The 15,404-nt window shown below is 38.9% G+C and carries 20 protein-coding genes; 3 read left to right on the top strand and 17 right to left on the bottom strand.

Annotation, left to right across the window (positions count from 1 at the left end; all coding sequences use genetic code 11):
- The first annotated feature begins 174 nt into the window (after positions 1-174).
- Positions 175-1,770: a nickel-dependent hydrogenase large subunit gene (locus A9Y75_RS17240; protein ID WP_071190767.1), complete on the top strand. Its 1,596-nt coding sequence runs from the start codon at positions 175-177 to the stop codon at positions 1,768-1,770.
- Positions 1,771-1,978: 208 nt separating this feature from the next.
- Positions 1,979-2,401 carry a hypothetical protein gene (locus A9Y75_RS17235; protein WP_071190766.1) on the top strand — a complete coding sequence of 141 codons (423 nt, stop codon included), beginning with the start codon at positions 1,979-1,981 and terminating at the stop codon, positions 2,399-2,401.
- Between the two features lie 576 nt (positions 2,402-2,977).
- Here A9Y75_RS17235 and A9Y75_RS17230 read toward each other — a convergent pair.
- Positions 2,978-3,346, bottom strand: a complete 369-nt coding sequence (locus tag A9Y75_RS17230; RefSeq protein ID WP_071190765.1) for an SET domain-containing protein — start codon at positions 3,344-3,346, stop codon at positions 2,978-2,980.
- A 258-nt stretch (positions 3,347-3,604) separates the two neighbouring features.
- On the opposite strand from A9Y75_RS17230, the gene A9Y75_RS17225 reads away from it, so the two are divergent.
- Complete coding sequence (locus A9Y75_RS17225; protein WP_071190764.1) at positions 3,605-4,078, top strand: hydrogenase maturation protease; 474 nt, start codon at positions 3,605-3,607, stop codon at positions 4,076-4,078.
- Between the two features lie 26 nt (positions 4,079-4,104).
- Here the strand turns inward: A9Y75_RS17225 and A9Y75_RS17220 are convergent, their stop codons facing one another.
- The 16 genes from A9Y75_RS17220 to nifN all read right to left on the bottom strand — a co-directional run bounded on the left by A9Y75_RS17220 (position 4,105) and on the right by nifN (position 15,317).
- The gene (locus A9Y75_RS17220) at positions 4,105-4,479 is read right to left on the bottom strand and encodes a hypothetical protein (RefSeq protein WP_071190950.1); all 375 of its coding nucleotides are present in this window, start codon (positions 4,477-4,479) and stop codon (positions 4,105-4,107) included.
- Positions 4,480-4,498: 19 nt separating this feature from the next.
- Positions 4,499-5,785: a SagB/ThcOx family dehydrogenase gene (locus A9Y75_RS17215; protein WP_071190763.1), complete on the bottom strand. Its 1,287-nt coding sequence runs from the start codon at positions 5,783-5,785 to the stop codon at positions 4,499-4,501.
- Positions 5,772-6,236: an ankyrin repeat domain-containing protein gene (locus tag A9Y75_RS17210; RefSeq protein WP_071190762.1), complete on the bottom strand. Its 465-nt coding sequence runs from the start codon at positions 6,234-6,236 to the stop codon at positions 5,772-5,774. Before A9Y75_RS17210 ends, A9Y75_RS17215 begins: the two co-directional genes overlap by 14 nt.
- Positions 6,237-6,993: 757 nt before the next feature.
- A complete protein-coding gene (locus A9Y75_RS17205; RefSeq protein WP_071190761.1) occupies positions 6,994-7,551 on the bottom strand; it encodes a hypothetical protein in 558 nt (185 codons plus the stop codon).
- Positions 7,552-7,732: 181 nt separating this feature from the next.
- On the bottom strand, positions 7,733-7,984 hold the full coding sequence (locus A9Y75_RS17200) for a FeoA family protein (protein WP_071190760.1): 252 nt from the start codon (positions 7,982-7,984) through the stop codon (positions 7,733-7,735).
- 107 nt (positions 7,985-8,091) lie between these two features.
- Positions 8,092-8,667 carry a DUF4360 domain-containing protein gene (locus tag A9Y75_RS17195; protein ID WP_071190759.1) on the bottom strand — a complete coding sequence of 192 codons (576 nt, stop codon included), beginning with the start codon at positions 8,665-8,667 and terminating at the stop codon, positions 8,092-8,094.
- A gap of 128 nt (positions 8,668-8,795) precedes the next feature.
- On the bottom strand, positions 8,796-9,476 hold the full coding sequence (locus A9Y75_RS17190) for a DUF4360 domain-containing protein (protein WP_071190758.1): 681 nt from the start codon (positions 9,474-9,476) through the stop codon (positions 8,796-8,798).
- 128 nt (positions 9,477-9,604) lie between these two features.
- Complete coding sequence (locus A9Y75_RS17185; protein WP_071190757.1) at positions 9,605-10,180, bottom strand: DUF4360 domain-containing protein; 576 nt, start codon at positions 10,178-10,180, stop codon at positions 9,605-9,607.
- 271 nt (positions 10,181-10,451) lie between these two features.
- Complete coding sequence (locus A9Y75_RS17180) at positions 10,452-10,751, bottom strand: 2Fe-2S iron-sulfur cluster-binding protein (RefSeq protein ID WP_071190756.1); 300 nt, start codon at positions 10,749-10,751, stop codon at positions 10,452-10,454.
- 107 nt (positions 10,752-10,858) lie between these two features.
- Positions 10,859-11,236 (bottom strand): iron-sulfur cluster assembly accessory protein, encoded by a 378-nt coding sequence (locus A9Y75_RS17175; RefSeq protein WP_071190755.1) that lies wholly within the window; start codon positions 11,234-11,236, stop codon positions 10,859-10,861.
- Positions 11,237-11,305: 69 nt separating this feature from the next.
- Positions 11,306-12,088: a HesA/MoeB/ThiF family protein gene (locus A9Y75_RS17170; RefSeq protein WP_071190754.1), complete on the bottom strand. Its 783-nt coding sequence runs from the start codon at positions 12,086-12,088 to the stop codon at positions 11,306-11,308.
- 10 nt (positions 12,089-12,098) lie between these two features.
- Positions 12,099-12,416 (bottom strand): nitrogenase-stabilizing/protective protein NifW, encoded by a 318-nt coding sequence (gene nifW / locus A9Y75_RS17165; protein ID WP_071190753.1) that lies wholly within the window; start codon positions 12,414-12,416, stop codon positions 12,099-12,101.
- Positions 12,413-12,613 carry a CCE_0567 family metalloprotein gene (locus A9Y75_RS17160; protein WP_071190752.1) on the bottom strand — a complete coding sequence of 67 codons (201 nt, stop codon included), beginning with the start codon at positions 12,611-12,613 and terminating at the stop codon, positions 12,413-12,415. Before A9Y75_RS17160 ends, nifW begins: the two co-directional genes overlap by 4 nt.
- Positions 12,614-12,928: 315 nt before the next feature.
- Positions 12,929-13,405, bottom strand: coding sequence for a NifX-associated nitrogen fixation protein (locus A9Y75_RS17155; RefSeq protein WP_071190751.1), 477 nt, complete (start codon positions 13,403-13,405; stop codon positions 12,929-12,931).
- A complete protein-coding gene (nifX, locus tag A9Y75_RS17150; RefSeq protein WP_071190750.1) occupies positions 13,402-13,821 on the bottom strand; it encodes a nitrogen fixation protein NifX in 420 nt (139 codons plus the stop codon). The genes A9Y75_RS17155 and nifX overlap by 4 nt, the downstream gene beginning before the upstream one ends.
- Before the next feature lie 167 nt (positions 13,822-13,988).
- Positions 13,989-15,317: a nitrogenase iron-molybdenum cofactor biosynthesis protein NifN gene (gene nifN, locus A9Y75_RS17145; protein WP_071190749.1), complete on the bottom strand. Its 1,329-nt coding sequence runs from the start codon at positions 15,315-15,317 to the stop codon at positions 13,989-13,991.
- Between the last annotated feature and the right edge of the window lie 87 nt (positions 15,318-15,404).

The raw sequence follows: 15,404 nt of genomic DNA, 5'->3' as shown, positions 1-15,404 counted from the left end.
GAGCATCCTGATTCAGACAGTTAAATATTTTGAAGATGTTAATTTTTAATCTTAAAAATGAAAATTTATTTACTCACAATGAACAAATTATCAATAAATAATCCTGTTGATCCTTAAATCCTGTTAGAGGATGTTTGAATGTTCCCTATTCCCTGTTCCCTATTCCCTATCATTATGCCAATTCAAACATTAGATATTTCACCCGTTGGTAGAGTTGAGGGTGATTTAGATGTCCGTGTTGAAATCGACAATGGATATGTGACAAACGCCTGGACTCATGCCGAACTTTTTCGCGGCTTTGAAATAATTTTACGCGGAAAAGACCCCCAAGCAGGCTTAATTGTCACCCCCCGAATTTGTGGAATTTGTGGCGGTTCTCACCTCAGTTCCGCATCTTGGGCGTTGGATACTGCTTGGGGAAATGAAGTTCCCCGAAATGCAATTTTGGCGAGAAACTTAGGTCAAATTGTCGAAACAATGCAAAGCATTCCTCGCTATTTTTATGGCTTGTTTGCTATTGACTTAACTAATAAAAATTATCGCCGTAGTCACTTTTATGATGAAGCTTGCCGGCGCTTTGCTGCTTTCACAGGGAAATCCTATGAAATCGGCATTACAATTTCTGGAAAACCTGTAGAAATCTATGCTTTATTAGGGGGACAATGGCCGCACAGCAGTTATATGGTGCCTGGTGGAGTGATGTGCGCCCCCACTTTAACTGACATTACCCGCGCCTGGGCAATTTTGGAATATTTCCGCACTAATTGGTTAGAACCTCTTTGGTTAGGTTGTTCTTTAGAAAGATATGAAGAAATTCAATCCTATGAAGACTTTCAAAAGTGGTTAAATGAAGATGTTAAACATCGAGAATCTGATTTAGGTTTATATTGGCGCATGGGGTTAGATATCGGTTTAGATAGATATGGTGCAGGTGTGGGTAAATATGTGACTTGGGGTTATATTCCCCATGAGGATAAATATAATCATCCCACCATTGAAGGACGTAACGCTGCTGTGATTATGAAAAGCGGTGTTTATGATAGCTTCACTGATACTCATGCCTTGATGAATCAATCATTTGCCCGTGAGAATTTAACCCATTCTTGGTATGATGAAGGTAAAGAAGATTGGCATCCAAGCGATCGCACTACTAACCCAATTAATAACAACCAAAAAGACTTTACTGGCGCTTATTCTTGGTCAAGTGCAGTCCTCCACCAAGACCTAGGACGTTTAGAAGCAGGTCCCCTAGCCCGTCAATTAGTTGCAGGGGGAAATCATGGCGAATCTTGGCAACATTACGACCCATTTATTCTCGACACATTCAAGAAAATGGGTGGTGCAAGTGTTCATCTTCGCCAATTAGGAAGAGTCCACGAAATAGTTAAACTATATCGTCAAGCTGAACGTTGTTTAAAGGAGTTCAAATTAAACGATCCTTGGTATATTAAACCAGAAGAAAAAGACGGTAAAGGTTGGGGTGCAACTGAAGCCGCTAGAGGTGCATTATGTCACTGGGTAGAAATCGAAAAAGGCAAAATTAAACAATACCAAGTTATCGCCCCCGGTACTTGGAATATCGGACCCCGTGACGGTGCAGGACAACTAGGACCGATTGAAAAAGCATTAATAGGAACGCCAATTCAAGACCCTAAAGACCCTGTAGAAGTGGGTCATGTCGCCCGTTCTTTTGATTCATGTTTGGTGTGTACTGTTCATGCCCATGATGCGAAAACTGGGGAAGAATTGGCTCGTTTTAGAACAGCTTGATTTATGTTACCCAGATCCCCGACTTCTCTAAGAAGTCGGGGATCTATTTTTTTGATAAGTCAGGGTTCTATATAATTGTTATTTACAGTACAAAAGTTCCCAAATCCGTGGGTTAGTCTGGATTTTAATGAATAATTGGTAATTCCTAATTATTACATTATGAATTATCAATTATCAATGACAAATTTACTAAAATTGGTAACTAATTGTGTCTAATTTAGAACTACATCAATATCTTTCTCAGCTTCCTGATGCTGCACTGCAAGAATTTATAGAATGGTGTATGTTGGAGCAGTCAAAAGCCGCAGGATTAGAATTTAAACCTGATCAAGGTAAGTTAAAGAATTTAGCACCAGCGGATTATTCTAAGCAATTAGTTGACCAATTTATGAAGGTAAAACCTGACCCGATTAGAGCCGGTTTGGTGGCTGTGATTGCTGGAAAACAAGCTGATAAACACGAATTATCCGGTTTAGCTGCTGTAGTTGATTTTGTTTCTCTTTATGTTAAGTATTTAATTCCTAAAGATGGTAGTAATCCAGAAGAAGCAGATGCAATTTTAGCTAAAGCATCACAACATCAATATGAGCAACTTGTTGAAGTTGCCAAAAAACATGGTGTGAGTTTATAGATTTGTAGGGTGGGCAATGCCCACCAATAAAAACGCGGAAGTTAAAACGATTTTCAGGTAAGTGAATTATAAACTTTTGTCTGAATCAGGATTGATAGGATTTAAGGATTTACAGGATGTTAATTTTGAATATTAAAAATGGGAATTTATGTACTTAACCTGAGTAAATTATCAATAAATAATCCTGTAAATCCTTTGATTTTGAGCATCCTGATTCAGACAGTTAAATATTTTGAAGATGTTAATTTTTAATCTTAAAAATGAAAATTTATTTACTCACAATGAACAAATTATCAATAAATAATCCTGTTGATCCTTAAATCCTGTTAGAGGATGTTTGAAAAGTTGCAAATTATACTCTAAACCCCTCTCCAAACCTCTCCCCCACAGGGAGAGAGGCTTTGATTCTTACTCCCCTTCCCTGGTAGGGAAGGGGTTGGGGGTTAGGTTCTGAGACTTTTGATGTTACCAAAAATACTTTTAAAACATCCTGTTAATCCTGATTCAGACAATAGCAAATGCTGACGCACTTGGTTAGTGTAAATGTTGGGTTTTCTTGCGTCAACCCAACCTACTTTATTCTTCCACATCAAACCACACAGGAGAAACATCATCAACCTGCCCATTATAATTAATCGTAATTTCCTGACCTTCCCGAATATATTGATGAGCAACAATATCAATTACATTTTTAGCAAAATTCTTAATATAAACAGCATTAGGATGATAAGAATGATTAAAAAGAGAAGCAAAACCTAAACCTATCGCTCCGCTTTCTCCATGCCAACCAAAATAATAATTCAATAAAACCGTTTTAGTAATTAACTTAATTTGCTGTTTAGGAATAACAATCACAGCGGCTCTTTCAATTAAATCACCTTTAGCAAAATCTTCCTGAGCAAATATACCTCTACCTTTAGTTTCTGTATCACGAAATACTAGCATATAGCAATTCTATCTGATGGGTGAGAATGATTTTTGACTAACCACTACAGATAAACGCAGAGAAAATAAACACTTAATTATTCAGATCCCCGACTTCTGAGTATTGATTGATAGTTTATGGACATGGTTAAACAAGAAGTCGGGGATCTTGGCTGCTATAGTCACTATAAAGTCAACGATTAAAGATGTAATCAAAATTTCCGTAAATATTAATTTTTCGTGCCAAGCTAATAATATTCATGTTATTATAAATATCCCATGCTAACTATCATTGGTTGTGGCAATCTCAATCGGAATGACGATGGTGTGGGCGTAATTATTGCCCAACGTTTACAGCAATATCTCGCCCAAAATCTTCACCCCAACATCCGCGTTTTTGATTGTGGAACTGCGGGAATAGAAGTGATGTTTCAAGCGAGAGGAAGTGAAAAATTAATTATTCTTGATGCCAGTTGCACAGGTTCAGAACCAGGTGCTATATTTAAAGTCCCAGGGAAAGAACTAGAAGCACTGCCCGAACCTAGTTACAACTTACATGATTTTCGTTGGGATCATGCCTTAGCCGCAGGGAGAAAAATCTTTCAAGATGATTTTCCTTCATTGGTAACAGTCTATTTAATTGAAGCGGCTAACTTGGATTTAGGGTGGGAATTAAGTCCTGTAGTTCAACATTCTGCCGATTTAGTTTTTGCCGAACTAATCAAAATTATCCAACAGAATGTTATGGCTTAATCAACAATCCAAAATCCAAAATCACATTAAACCCAGTCACGGTAAACTGGCAATTCATCCACTCTCATTTCAAAGGGTACAGTTTGAGTATCGGGAGGACAAATACGAATTTTAGCACTGCTAACAATGCCAGAGAGGACATTTGCCATTGCGACAATTTGCTGCAAAATTTGCCAATTAGTAAATTGATCAGGACATTCAATTACTAAAGTCAAAGCACTAGCGTGAGTTGTCGCATACCAACGACAATGGGACAACAGGTTTTGAACAATGCGATCGCATCCTTCATAAAAGTATCTACTAATCGAATACTCTAATTGTTGCCGTAGGATGATATCGGCTGATGTTGGCTGCATAGGGTGCTTATCATCAGCATCGAATTCTGATTCTCTTCTCGCCATTTCCTTGGGTTTTCCTATTTTATTTGCCAATTGCCATTACATAAAGTACGTCCTTATTGGTTCCTAGAAATTCTTGGGCTTCATCATCATAGAAAGCACCAATTCCACTACAATCTATTCCCCAATAATTGCTAAATAAATACACTCTCTGTCCGATAAATCCGGCTAATTGCATAGCGGTTTGATAACTCAAATAATCGGACACAAAAAACAAAGTTACAGCACAATCTCTAGCTATAGCTTGATTAATGCACAAGTAACCTGTTTTTTCGCTAAAGTTACCAGCTTTAATGAGATGTGTACCTTTATATAACCCTGGTGAAATCCCTTCAACATGATGCACCACTGAGTAAATTTCTATTTCCTCAAAATTCTCACTTGGTATTGGTCGTTGAACGGCTTGCAAAATTAGCCAATAGACCTCTTGGGAAATAGAATGTTTATGAAAACGTCGAATAGAACGCCTATTCCAAACGTTCTCAAAAAACCGTTTCCGGTCAAAATTAAATTGAGGATTTGCGAGATTTTGCTGGTGACTAGGTTGTAAAGACGTTGCTTGATAGGCATCTTCAACAAATTGATTAACTTGAAAATAGTCAGTACCACATACAAAAGGAATTGGTAACCTTAAGCGTCTGACTGGTTTTTCTTGTACTTCTCCCGATATCACACAACTAGTAATAAACTCCTTATTCTCAAATCCCAAATCTGCATTGAGATTAAGTTTATCAAAATCCAAGATTAGTTGTATGTTTTTTTCGTGAAGATATGCTGAAGCAGCGATAGCACCCAAATGGTGTCCGCTATCCAACAAACAATATCTAAAACTCCTGTCTTGATATTTCCAGCTAGACCTATGATAAACACAACTAACTAAAAAGATGAATCCGTTGATACGGTTATTAGGTATAACATAATTCTCGACTCCATCATCAATTAATTCATAAATTAATGTCAGACAATTATTCTCAACTTCTATATGGTAGATGCCATCTATGATTCCCTCAACACCACGAATCTGAACATAAACTTCCGTCGGATATAAAGCCCCCGCAGAAGGATTTACCCGTAATTTATAGAGTCCATCCTTATATATTTTCTCAAAGGTAATCGCACTAGTTAACCAGAGAAAATCATGAATAGGGTTATTGCGATTTAATTGCAACCGCCGATAAAAGCGTGGATAAACTTTAAAGGTCGTGGGTTGGGTGGAAGCATCAACATAATTTGGGTTAATTTGTACCGATAAGCAAGAATGCTTAGTTTGCTCGTGATAGGAGTTTCCATAAATCTTATTGTGAGGCATTTTTCAGTAACCTTAAAACTTCTCTATTGCTGGCAAAATCAATTGCTTTGTAATCATCCAAATTTTGTAAATTCATGTTAGGATTGTGTTGTAATAGCAATCTCACTACTTCTGTCTTTCCAGCCGATGCACCATACATCAGGACAGTTGCCCCATTATCGTTTTGATTGTTAATATCAATGTTGGTATTAAGCAGCAAATTCATTAAATCGTAGTGATTACCAAAACAAGCAAACCACAGAGCATTATTGTGATCATTATTTGTAGCATTGATATCCACACCTGCATCTATTAATTCCTTCACAATGGAATATTGTCCTTCTCTAGTAGCTTTCATTAAAGCCGTATCACCATTTTCACCACGCTGATTTAAATCTTCAGCGTTGTAACCTTTTGCTAATAGCCATTGGTTCGTGATTGAACTGAAATTTGACTGATTTGTTTGACTCATAATAATTAATGATTGTGAAGACAACTAAATAGGGAATGGTGAGCAATGCCCACCATATTGACAAGATTACTTAATACAGCAGATTGCAGATCAATGAGGTACAGAATCAAAATTGAAACCTAGACACATTCGCCAGTTTTACTCCTGACTCCTGAACCGATAGCGCAGCGTGGCGTAAGCCATAGGTCTGCGAAGCGCCTCCTGAATTCTGCTGTAAATGTTGGTTAATCACCACAGGGTTAGCTTATTAACCTATAGCCACTAAATCACGTCCTTTTGAGAACATCTCTCTAGTTGATTTTTCGGATTTAGGCACACCATAAAAAGTAGCTTTTGCATAGTCTAGAAATTAAATTTACACAGTCTTCCTTAAAACTTTCTCTAACTTTCTTTCTTGCTTTATACCTTGGTTTTAACTGAACCTGAAATAAAGTCAGAAAGTTTAACTCCGTAATCGCTTTTTGTTGGGGTAAGCAGTTCACTACCAACAATTTAGCTTATTTATATATTATCACTCTGATAAGTTAGAATTATGAATGATTTATAAAGATCGCAGCTTTTTTAATTATAAAACTGATTAAAAAATAGTTAATTGGAATACAGAACAGAAATTATATTTCATATTTTTATATGGGATATTACAATTTATTGTGGAAAGTTATGGCAATTCAATATGGTAATTACCATTAAATAAAAATGAAATTTATGGTTCTTCAGTATGCCAAAGTAATAAATTCAGATGTTTCTCGAAAATCAATTAATACTTAAGTAATTCTGTTGGGGTAATTATCTCTTTCAGAAGTAGGTGGTAGTCAGTGTATCCTAATTTCTTAGCAAGACTGATTGCATAAAGCTTGGCTCTTTCTATTTCGTTATGCTCTATTGCTGCTGCCAGTTTTTCAGTCAAAATTAATGTGGATTCTTGCTCGAACTTTTCTTTATCAGTTATGGCTCGAAGTTTCTCTGCCTCTGCTTTTGTATCTTCATGAGAACCACCCAATTGCCAAACTGCACCTCCTAAAACTTCTATCTGTTGAGATGAGTTTTGAGATGAGTTTTGAGATGATTTCCGAATCAATGTGAATAGGCAAATTTTAGAATTACATGGTGGAGAAAGGGAATTAAATCCGTCATTAAACTTGCGAATATCTCCCGTTTTATCAAAAGTAGTAGTTCGTTGAGTTGAAATATTTGTATTTACTGGTGCTACTGTTTTTAGTAAGCTAGATTCAGTTTCTGTAGCTTCTTGGGCTATCGCCGGATAGGCAATTATGGCGATAGTTGCGGTCAAACTGGCAATGTATTTTAGACGCATGGCTAAAGCCTCAAGTTCGTGGTTACGGGTTGAATTGGTATTTGATTAAGTACCAAATGAGAAAAATATCCGCTTTCAATAAAAACAGCTATTAAAAAATCTCCTAAATCATAATAGTTGCCTTATTCAAAGCGTAATTGATTTGGCAATTAAGGAATCTGGGAAATGATTGTTTATTGTATCAACCCTTAACTACACGCACATAAATAGCCCGTGCTGTTTCTCTATCTATAGTCATAGATAAAGTGTCACATTTAATTACAAAAGTAGGAAATTCCTGTTCTACAGTAATCGTATTTCCTGTTTTAATTCCCATAGAAATGAGCTTTTTTCTAATCGTCTCATCCTGAGTTTTACAAACAGTAACTATTCCACATTCTCCTGATTTCAGCAATTCTAAAGAACAACCCATCACACTAAAAGGAGTAAACATTGCAGTAAAATAATTAAAGATGAAAATTGCAAAGATGAAGTATGAGCAAGATCCTTCATCTTTGTTGAAACTAAAACATCAAAGCTTGAGGTAAAGTCCTAAAACTATTAGCAACTCCGATATTTAACCCGATAAATCCAACCACGCCCAGCCAGATCCAAGGAGTCAACAGTGGCCATCCCGTCGCCCTTGGCTCTCATTGAAGCATTAACTCGCATATTTACACTATCACCACAGGCAGACCAAACCTCACCTTGTGACCATAAATCATGGCGAACGTTATAGTCGGTTTCGCCCCTCAACTCCTGTTTCAACCTCAGTCCGCGACTACCAGCGAAAAAGTGTTCTGTTACTAGCTCCCCAGTGGTGTTAGGAGAAACATAACCTCGATAATCAGCATCGTAGAGGGCAATTTGTTGACCTTGAGGCACTTTGATGGGAATAGTTAAATTACAGCTTTTCCGGCGACTTTCTGCATCGCTATTCCCCAAGGCTATAAACTTATCAAATAGAATTCTTAGTTCTTGACCATCGTTGCTAACGCTCACACTAGCAGACCCATCCGGGCAACCGCTACCACCATAACTTATACCTACAATTTCAACTTTATCATTAGCAAAGGTGGGGCTAATAGAAGCTACCATTAATGTAGCCGTAGCCAGAAATACTTTGGCAAAATTCATGAATGCTCTCCTATGATTAGGTCTAATTTTTAGAAATGTCTGCGGTGTTATGCTGAAGATGAAAGATATTGCTCATCCTTCATATTTTTTGAAACTAAAACATCGAAGTTTTAGGCAACCTCCTACAACTATTTGCAGCTGCGATATTTGACCTTATAAACTAAACTACGCCTACGTCTAGCAAGATCAAAAGAATCAACGGTCGCCTGTCCAGTGCCGGTGGCTTTCATTGAAGCATTAACTTGCATATTTACACTAGAGCCACAGGCAGACCAAATCCCAGGTTTACCTTCTGGCTTTAATTTATGTCTAACTTTATAGTCAGTTTCACCCTTCAAAGTCTTTGCCAAAACCAGAGGTTCACTATCACCAAAAATGTATTCTACCAGTAAATTTCCAGTGGTTTTAGGAGAAACATAACCTCGATAATCAGCATTGTAGAGGGAAATTTGTTTCCCTGGAAGTGCTTCGATTTTAATGGTTAATTTACAGCTTTTTTCCTGACTTTCTGCATCGCCATTCCCCAAAGCTATAAACTTATCAAATAGAATGCTGACTTCTTCTCCATCGGGGCTAACGGCAGTACTGGCAGAATTTTCTGGGCAACCAGTACCAAAATATTCTGGTGGTTCTACAATTTTAATTTTATCATTACCAGAGGGGGGGATAGTAGGCTCAGTATCAGTAAGATCGGTAGAGGTGAGTTTAATAGGATCAGCAGATGTGAAGTTAATAGAATCAGCAAAGATGGGGCTAATAGAAGCTACCATTAATGTAGTCGTAGCCAGAAATACTTTGGCAAAATTCATAAATGCTCTCCTATGATTAGGTCTGAGTTTTAGCAATGTCTGCGGCGTTATGCTGAAGATGAAGGATGAACAATATCCTTCATCTTTGTTGAAGCTAAAACATCAAAGCTTTAGGCAAAGTCCTGCAACTATTTGTTGCATCTGCGATATTTGACATGATAAACCAAACCACGGTGAGCAAGATCAAACGAGTCAACGGTGGCCATCCCGTCGCCCTTAGCTCTGATTGAAGCATTAACTCGCATATTGACACTATCACCACAGGAACTCCACATGGTTGTCGCTAAATTATGTTCAACGTCATATTCTTTTTCACCCCGTAAGTCTTGGTTTAACTTCAGTCCGCGACTACCAGCGAAAAAGTATTCTGTCACTAGTGTCCCAGTGGTATTAGGAGCAACATAACCCCGATAATTAGCAGTGTAGATGGAAATTTGAAAGCCTCCAGGTACTTTGATAGGAATGGTTAAATTACAGCTTTTTCTCCGACTTTCTGCATCCCCATTACCCAAGGCTATAAACTTATCAAATAGTATGCTGAGTTCTTGACCATCGGGGCTAACAGTCACACTAGCAGACCTATCTGGGCAACCACTACCACCATAGCTTGCGCCTACAATTTCAACTTTTTCATTAGCCAAAGATGGGCTAATAGCAGCTACAATTAATGTAGCCGTAGCTAGAAATATTTTGGCAAAATTCATGAATGCTCTCCTATTGTGAAGTCTGAGTTTTAGCAATACCTGCGGCGGAATACTAAAGATGAGGATGCAAAATATGTGTTATCCTGTGTCCTTAGCAAAAAGAAATGCTTTGGCAAAATTCATGAATGCTTTCCTATTGTTAGGTATGATTTTTAGAGATATCTGGGAATAAATATTAAATATAAATAAGAGGATGAAACATATGTTTCATCCCCATTCTTAATAAGCTCTGAATTCAAAGCTTGTTAAGAGTTAGAATTCAATCAAAACTTTAGACGAGATAAGGTTCTTGATGAGTCTTAATTGTGCAGTTAGAGCGAGGGTATGTAACGCACAATAGAGCGAATCCTTTCGCCATTTGATCGTCATCTAAGAAGATTTGATCAGATTGATCAACTGTGCCTTCAACAACCTTACCTACACAGCTAGAGCAAGAACCGGAATGACAAGAGAAGGGCAATTCAATACCGGCTTCTTCTGCTGCATCTAGAATTGTAGTTTCTTCGTCACACTCAATTGTGGTGTCAAGGTTGTCCTTTTTGTTCATCAATCTTACTTGATATGAAGCCATTTTCCGGTTCTCCTCAAACGTTAATAAAGTTAGCTTTTCTGACTTGGTTAAGAGTCCCTGGCTGAATTCAAAATTCAAAATGAAGGTCTAACTTTTGAATTTTGAATTTATTTGCTGCAAGGTACACCAGAGGGAGTACCATCATCTGTTTTAAAAGACTTTCCACAACCGCAGGTATCAGTTGCATTGGGATTGGTGAACTTGAAGCCGCTGTCCATTACTCCCTCAACAAAATCGATGACCACACCTTCTAATAAGGGCGCACTTTTAGCATCAATGTAAAGCAACACATTACCTTGTTGGGTGACGACATCATCTGGTTGAGGCTGACTTGTAATGTCAATTCCATATTCATAGCCACTACAACCACCATCTTTGACAGAGATGCGGACACCTTTTGTGGTTTTATTAGATTCGTCGGTTGCGGAACCTCTTAAAAATGCCCACAGACGAAATTCTGCTTTTTCTGTTAGAGTAACAGTCATTTTGTTTCCTGTTCTGTAGCGATTATTCTGATTTCAGATGTGGGTTATTTATTGCTTATGTGCGGAATTTTAAACCGTCACAGATTGGGATTGGGAATATCGCCAAGGTGCAGTATTTCCGCAAACTGGACAATTGCGATCGCGGTGAGAACGACGTTTAGCAAATTCCATTCTGTTCAAGTCAATCGTCAGCAGTTCTGACAATAGCGGTTGACTAAAACCAGTAATCAGCTTCACTGCTTCCAAGGCTGTTAAACAAGCCAAAGTCCCAGAAACAGCCCCTAGAACGGAAAAACCGCGTCGATCCCAATCAGGCTTTTCTGGAAACAGACAGGATAAACAAGGGGTGACACCAGGAATAATCGTGGTGAGATAAGCCTCCATCCCATCCATAGCCGCCTCTACCATTGGCTTACGCGATCGCACACAAGCTTCATTTAACAAATTGCGTTCTGTGAAATTGTGAGCGCAATCCAAAGCCATATCCGCCGATTGCACCAACGAGTCCACATTTTCTGCGGTAATGTAATCGTGAACTACGTCCACTTCCACATCAGGATTGATGGCTTTTAGTGTTTCTTGGGCTTTAAATACTCTAGGTTTTCCCACCCAGTCGTCAGTCATCAAAATCTGACGATTCATATCATCCAGCCGCAAATCACCACCCCGGACTAGGATTAGCCGCCCAACGCCTGCTACTGCTAAGTAAAGCGCCGCTGTACCGCCTAATCCCCCCACACCTGACACCAAAACAGTCGCTGACTTGAGGCGCTTTTGAGCCGCTTCGCCAAAATTCGGGAGCATCATTTGGCGGCTATAGCGTTCTAATTCGGTAGGCGTTAGGTTGATCAATTTATACCTCCTAATCAGAAGTGATTTCTGTCAGCGTGACTACATTCTTTGGCTTATCGTTAAACACTTTGAACAGCTTTTGTTCATGGGGTGTTGATTCAATAAAAACTTCATAAGCTTTTTGCAAAGCTAAGGAATATTGAGTTAATTTTTCTGCATCACTCAAGTTAGCAGCAGTATCATCAATCTCTTTCATATATTGAGAGAATTTTTTCAATATATGGAGACGATTTACGTTTACAAATTGTTGGTCGTAGGGCAGTTGAAAGAAGATAAAATATTCTTCCGCATCTACGAGTTTGTTGAATTCTTGAATAGTCCCGGTCATTTGGCACTCTCCATTTGTTTTAGTTGCTGCTTGAGTTCATCTAATTGTCGATAGATTTCGTAGGTTTCAGCGGCAACGTCCATCAGTGTTTTGTAATCTGTTGGTAGTCCTTCTGCTAAGTCATGCAGATCCATTTTCATTTGACCTGCTTTACTATTTAGCTTTCTAATTTTGGTTGTGAGTTCCTCGATGGTCATTGGTTATTAGTCATTGGTCATTGGTCATTGGAACTACTCCCTTGCTACCATAAGAATATGGATTTATTGAACCGCGTTCACGAAGTGTATCGTAGGGATAGGCGCGTTCACGAAGTGTGCCGTAGGCATAGGACGCGAAGGAAGAGGGAAGAAGGAAGTAGGAAGTAGGATAATTCGTAAGGATTCAGGATACAGAATGTTTGATATAGCAGGGAAATCTTAACAGAATAGAAAAATATTCTTCTTTCTTCTCCTGACTCCTGTACGAGCGTATTGCAATACGCCCCTACTGACTCCTGAATTCTTCCCAATTTGTTAAATATTTCCTACTTCGGGGAAACGTTTGGCTAAGTCAATTCCTTTTTTGACGAATGATTCTCCTTCTTCTTCCAGTTTTTCTAGGGAATCAAAGCCGTAGCGATGGGCATCGCGTAAGGTTTTTACAGCTAATAATAAACGACCTGAAAAGACTAATGCCCAACCAAATCCTTCATGACCTAAATCAACTACAACATGAGAAATTAGTCCTGTTTCTTTCTCAACGCTGGAGGCTACAGCCCTGAAAAAGGCGTTGATTCGTGATATAGTTCCTGGATCAACTTCACCTTCAACAGAAATTGTTCGTTTCTTTTGTTTGGTGACAACAAAAGGTTTAAGTATTAATTCATCAGACCAATTCCGGTAAAAGCCATAACTATCTTGCGCCCGGATTTGTTGAACTAATGTTTTGAGAAATGGTGAAGTTATTGGTGTGCTTGTAGAGGTTCCGTTGACGCTGTTATTTTCACTCATACGGTTGCTTCGTTTTCTAGTTCTTCTGCAAATGTTGATGTTTTTGGTTGTAAAGCTTTACGCAACCAAGGTGGGGGGTTGCCTTTCAAGGTTTTGACTAATTTAGTCAAAATTTCTTCGATTTTTTCTTCTTCTGATTTAGCCTTGACTGGTGTTACACCTTTTTTGATTAAACGAGCGGCTGCACTACCACCAATGGCAACTACATAAACGATTGTACAATCATTTAATGCCTCAAGTTTAGGTGTGATTTTATCTTCGTTACCATCTTCTTTGAGGTCGCCTTCAAATTTCAGCGTTTCTAGGAATTCATATCCATGATCTGAAATTTCATAAACATCAATTTCTTTAGCCCAGCCAAAGTGAGCATTAACATGAATTCTGTCTGTTGTGGTGAAGGCAATTTTCACGTTCATTTGTCCTTTGTTGGTTGTCAGTTCATGAGCTAAATCGGCGGTTAGAAACCGCGTCTACACAGGCAAAACCCACCTGCGTGGGTTACAAACCCTTGATTTTTCATTAGTCCGCGCAGGCGGACTTTGTTTGTATAGCCGCGACTTCCAGTCGCCAGGGCAGTCAGATGTCATTTATTAATTACTGATGACCAATGATTCATCATTAATGACTCTTCGTGTTCTATAAATAGGTTTCCCATACCAAATAAAACTTCCATTGTGCCGCGATAGCCTACTTTGGTGAATAAGCCATTTCCTAAACGGTCATAGATGGGAATTCCGAGACGGTAGAAGGGGATTTTGAGGCGTTTAGCGATCGCATTCACGTTGGAATTACCAATCAGCAAATCAGAACCTACAGCCAATCCTTCCAAATCTTCTAAGTCGCCGATAGTAACGCTTTTGATGGGAAGATGTTCTAATAAAGGCGAGCGTGTTGTCGTCACAGCAGCGTGAATAGATGCTCCCATTGACTGCAAAAAATGCACCATAGACCAAAGTAAATCCGGTTCTAGCGCTAAAGATACCCGTTTTGCACCGAAGTAAAAATGAGTATCTAACATTGCATCTTGCAACTGACGACGTTGACGGCGATATTTTTCTGGTACGGGATTACCACTCAAAACCGCCAACGCTTGCAGAAACTCATCCACAGGTTCTAAACCTGTCAAATCCTTAAATACTTCGTAATCTGTACCAAAACGTGTTTGCAGAATCTTTGCTGCACCGCGCATACTTTCACTCAAAGCCAAAGTGAAAGCCGAACTACCCAAAGAACGCAGCTGTTTAAGAGTTGTACCGCTAACCGTCACCGCGCTATAGTCATCTTCCAAATGACCATCTAAGGAAGCACCCAAATCAGGCACAAAAATGGGTTCAAATCCAAAGGAACTAACAATTTCTCTAATTTCCTGCACATCTCCCGGAGTGAAAGCAGAACCAGCCAAAATGGTGATTTGCTCCGGTTTAATTCCCCCAGCTTTGGGAATTTCCTTGACAATGCTTTCAACCGCTGCTGCAAAACCGTCTTGCAACGCACCTTTAAAATCAGGAGTAGGAGCAAATGCGATCGCTAAATAGTCAAGTTCAGGATGACGTTTGCGGATTTCTTTCAAAAAACCCTCAATATCATCGCCTCTAGTTTCTGTTAACCCAGTCGTACACAAACCGATAATTTCCGGTTTAGCCTTTTCTACCAAAGTGAGAATAGCTTGCTCAACATTTTCTTCACCACCCAAAATAGTAGTGACTTCTGTCATTGCAGTAGTAGCGAGAGGAATTGCTTCCCGAAAATGTCTAACTAAAACCACCTTAGCAAAAGCAGTACAACCTTGAGAACCGTGGAATAAAGGCATAGTTCCCTTTAATCCCAAAAAAGCCAAAGATGCACCCAAAGCTTGACTTTGTTTGAGGGGATTAACCGTAAGAGACTTGTTGGGAGTATTAACAATTGCCATAGATTAATCTTTCATAAATTTTAAACTTTCCAGTCCCCCTCCTCGCTTGCGGGGAGGGGCTAGGGGTGGGGTTTTATGGCCAACCCA

The sequence above is a fragment of the Trichormus sp. NMC-1 genome, assembly GCF_001858025.1.
Lineage (GTDB): Bacteria > Cyanobacteriota > Cyanobacteriia > Cyanobacteriales > Nostocaceae > Anabaena.
This window is presented reverse-complemented; position numbering and strand designations above follow the sequence as displayed.

Coding starts and splice junctions, on each gene's coding strand:
- A9Y75_RS17230 (WP_071190765.1), bottom strand. CDS start 3,346: ATGCTAGTATTTCGTGATACAGAAACTAAAGGTAGAGGTATATTTGCT.
- nifN (WP_071190749.1), bottom strand. CDS start 15,317: ATGGCAATTGTTAATACTCCCAACAAGTCTCTTACGGTTAATCCCCTC.
- nifW (WP_071190753.1), bottom strand. CDS start 12,416: ATGACCGGGACTATTCAAGAATTCAACAAACTCGTAGATGCGGAAGAA.
- A9Y75_RS17215 (WP_071190763.1), bottom strand. CDS start 5,785: ATGCCTCACAATAAGATTTATGGAAACTCCTATCACGAGCAAACTAAG.
- A9Y75_RS17160 (WP_071190752.1), bottom strand. CDS start 12,613: ATGACCATCGAGGAACTCACAACCAAAATTAGAAAGCTAAATAGTAAA.
- A9Y75_RS17220 (WP_071190950.1), bottom strand. CDS start 4,479: ATGGCGAGAAGAGAATCAGAATTCGATGCTGATGATAAGCACCCTATG.
- A9Y75_RS17175 (WP_071190755.1), bottom strand. CDS start 11,236: ATGACTGTTACTCTAACAGAAAAAGCAGAATTTCGTCTGTGGGCATTT.
- A9Y75_RS17205 (WP_071190761.1), bottom strand. CDS start 7,551: ATGCGTCTAAAATACATTGCCAGTTTGACCGCAACTATCGCCATAATT.
- A9Y75_RS17240 (WP_071190767.1), top strand. CDS start 175: ATGCCAATTCAAACATTAGATATTTCACCCGTTGGTAGAGTTGAGGGT.
- nifX (WP_071190750.1), bottom strand. CDS start 13,821: ATGAACGTGAAAATTGCCTTCACCACAACAGACAGAATTCATGTTAAT.
- A9Y75_RS17225 (WP_071190764.1), top strand. CDS start 3,605: ATGCTAACTATCATTGGTTGTGGCAATCTCAATCGGAATGACGATGGT.
- A9Y75_RS17180 (WP_071190756.1), bottom strand. CDS start 10,751: ATGGCTTCATATCAAGTAAGATTGATGAACAAAAAGGACAACCTTGAC.
- A9Y75_RS17200 (WP_071190760.1), bottom strand. CDS start 7,984: ATGTTTACTCCTTTTAGTGTGATGGGTTGTTCTTTAGAATTGCTGAAA.
- A9Y75_RS17195 (WP_071190759.1), bottom strand. CDS start 8,667: ATGAATTTTGCCAAAGTATTTCTGGCTACGGCTACATTAATGGTAGCT.
- A9Y75_RS17155 (WP_071190751.1), bottom strand. CDS start 13,405: ATGAGTGAAAATAACAGCGTCAACGGAACCTCTACAAGCACACCAATA.
- A9Y75_RS17185 (WP_071190757.1), bottom strand. CDS start 10,180: ATGAATTTTGCCAAAATATTTCTAGCTACGGCTACATTAATTGTAGCT.
- A9Y75_RS17190 (WP_071190758.1), bottom strand. CDS start 9,476: ATGAATTTTGCCAAAGTATTTCTGGCTACGACTACATTAATGGTAGCT.
- A9Y75_RS17210 (WP_071190762.1), bottom strand. CDS start 6,236: ATGAGTCAAACAAATCAGTCAAATTTCAGTTCAATCACGAACCAATGG.